Below are 2811 nucleotides of genomic sequence, written 5' to 3'. Positions count from 1 at the left end.
AATCAATTGGAGTTGATTTGTTTGACCAAGCTCCAATTCAAGGATAAACTGACCTCAAAGGTAAGTGGATTAGCGAACGGAGGGACTTTATCATGGAAGATTATGCGCCGTTAGTAACGATTTCGATCCCTGCATACAATTTAGGCTCATACTTTGAAAAAACGTTGACCAGTGTCTTTAAACAGACTTACCAAAATTTTGAAATTATTTTGGTTGATGACGCGTCAACCGACCAAACAGCTGAAGTTATCGCGGCTTTTGCTGAAAAAGACAACCGCATCAAGCCTCACTACTTTAAAAAGCACGAGGGTGTTTCCAAAGCTCGCAACTATGCGATTGATCATGCCAAGGGCGAGATCATTGTCTTTGTGGATGGTGACGATTTGTTGGACTCAACTTATTTGGAAGTGATGGTTGCCGGTCTGGCGGATCCAGGCGTTGATTTAATGATTGTTGGTTATAACTGGGGTTGGCGAGGACGTGGTCAGCAACCACACCCCGAATTTGAAGAAATCACCAAACGGCGGGCATACGATTCGATTAATTTCGGTGATGACGGTATTGGCGGCTACACTTGGAACAAAGGCTTTCGGCTGGCAACTATTCAAGCATATCACATTCGTTTCGATGAGTCGCTCGAGTTGGCCGAAGACCTGTTATTTACGGCTGATTATATGTTGGTGTCCCATAGGTTCCGGTTTTATGACGTCCCGCTTTATAACAAGGTCAACCGTGGCAACAGTATTATTCACAGCGCCACTTACCGGATGCGGGCAAGAGAACAGCTCGTGCGCCGTCACATTGACGAGATGGGGATGAACTTGATACCATAACGGTAAGTAATTGTTAACAGCGATGGCTTTATGGGTACCGGACATTTTAACAAGATGGGTGAGGAGCTGGTGAGAATGAAAGCTTGGTGGTTTAGCAATCTAATTATTGCGATTATTTTTGGTTTCATGACCGTCTTTTTGATGGTCCGTCGAGTAGACGGGGCTGGTGCTATCCAGACGCCGGGCGCAAAGTTGGCGGCCTTGATAGTACTGGGCGTTGTTTTTCTATTTGTGGTACTTATTCAATTGATGGTATTATTTGGAATTCAAAGACGAAAGCCAAAGCGTCCTTAACATTAACGTGATTTAAAACGCCTTGCAGTGACACCAGTGTGTTGTTGGAGAGGCGTTTTAATTTGTGTCAGGCCGGTAAATAGAATGATTTCTTGCAGCTCTGATTATCAAAATGATGACTTTTCTTGCAACAATGTTAAGTTGTGAATTTACTGTGAAGACCGAGTAAATTTTAGGTAAAGAATTTATCCGGAATAGTTTCTTTTTGACTGGAAAGCGGTATGATATATCAGATATTAAGAAATTACTGGAGGTTGTTTGATTGTGCGAGGCACTTCCCGAGTTACCAAACTAATGACGATTATTCTGGCAGTTACCTGTTTTTTAGCAGCATTTGGATCAGCTAAAAAACAGCCAGGCAAAAAGTAAGTATAAATTTGAAGCCAAAGAAATTTATGTGATGGATGCTAAATCAGGCCAGATGCTGTACCAAAAAGACGGCAATCAGAAGCGGCCAATTGCCAGCCTATCCAAGTTAATGACGTTGTACCTAACAAAGAAAGCGATTGACCAACATCAAATATCCTGGAATCAAAAGGTCCCCGTCAGCAAGTCATTGATCAAAATGAGTAAAAGCTATGCCTTGGGATCTTTTAAAATCAAAAAGTCCAAGCAGTATACGGTTAAACAGTTGTATCAGGCGGCTTTAATTGCATCATCTAATTCAGCCGCAATTGCACTTGGCGAGTTGGTAGCGAACGGCAACAATACCAAGTTTATCGATATGATGAACCGGCAGGCTAAAAAGTGGCAATTGGATGCCCACTTCGTTAGCAGTTCCGGTTTGGACAATACCGACTTAAGCAAATATGGACTGCAGGTTCCCGGAACTGGGAAGAAAGCGCAGAACATGGTGAGTGCCAAAGCAATTTCGACAGTGGCGGCCAAAGTTCTCGGTGAATTTCCAGCGATTACCAAGTGGAGTTCCAAGCCGTCGATGAAGATTGACGGTCAGGTTTTGGTCAATAGTAATCGATTGTTAAAGGGCGATGTTTATTATAAAAAAAGTGAACACGTTGACGGCTTGAAAACCGGATTTACGGAAACGGCCGGGCTTTGTTTAACCGTCTCGTTCTGGCATAAGGGCCGGCACTTGATCGCGACGATTATTGACAGTAACACGATCTTTTCATCAATGGAAAGACTGGTTAGATCCATTGAAAAGAACTATACAACGGTTACCTATCCGTTGCAGAAACAAAACTTCAAGATTGATGGCCATCAAGTGACGGCATTGCCACAGGATAACCAGGCAATTGTTTGGAAAACCAAAACCGCTAAGCCGACAATTCATGAGCAATATACTGCTGTGAACCAGAAATTACCGATTGAACAGGGCACAACGGTAGGCAATGCCCTACTGCGGGTCGGAAATGGGACTGCTAAAGTTCCAATGCTGGCGGCCAAAACAATCTCGGCACCTAAAAAGCAGACTAAAAAAACGACGCCCCACAGGTCCCTGCTATCCAAGATTGGCAACTTCCTGGGTGGCATTATCAGCGGTTTGGTCCGAGTCATCAATAATGCTTTTAAGCACTTATAAATCAAGTTAATCTCAAAATAATTGAATTAAGCCAAAGCAATTTTTGATAAGTTGCTTTGGCTTTTTTACGCGTGACGTTTTTTCAAGTTCAGCCAATTTATTTTTTACCATTTTGATACATTAGCATGACTTATTTTTTAC

3 protein-coding genes are annotated in these 2811 nt (G+C 42.7%); all 3 read left to right on the top strand.

Translation table 11 applies throughout. The features are described 5' to 3' along the window. Nucleotides 1-92: 92 nt before the first annotated feature. The 3 genes from JCM14108_RS13645 (at nucleotide 93) to JCM14108_RS13635 (ending at nucleotide 2670) form a co-directional block, all read left to right on the top strand. Complete coding sequence (locus tag JCM14108_RS13645; RefSeq protein WP_191978557.1) at nucleotides 93-833, top strand: glycosyltransferase family 2 protein; 741 nt, start codon at nucleotides 93-95, stop codon at nucleotides 831-833. Nucleotides 834-908: 75 nt separating this feature from the next. Beyond that, a complete protein-coding gene (locus JCM14108_RS13640) occupies nucleotides 909-1127 on the top strand; it encodes a DUF3923 family protein (RefSeq protein ID WP_235807204.1) in 219 nt (72 codons plus the stop codon). Nucleotides 1128-1461: 334 nt separating this feature from the next. After that, entirely contained in the window at nucleotides 1462-2670 is a 1209-nt protein-coding gene (locus tag JCM14108_RS13635; protein ID WP_237745853.1) for a D-alanyl-D-alanine carboxypeptidase family protein, read from the top strand. Nucleotides 2671-2811: the final 141 nt, after the last annotated feature.

This window comes from Lentilactobacillus farraginis DSM 18382 = JCM 14108 (assembly GCF_000583655.1).
GTDB classification, from domain to species: domain Bacteria; phylum Bacillota; class Bacilli; order Lactobacillales; family Lactobacillaceae; genus Lentilactobacillus; species Lentilactobacillus farraginis.
This window is presented reverse-complemented; position numbering and strand designations above follow the sequence as displayed.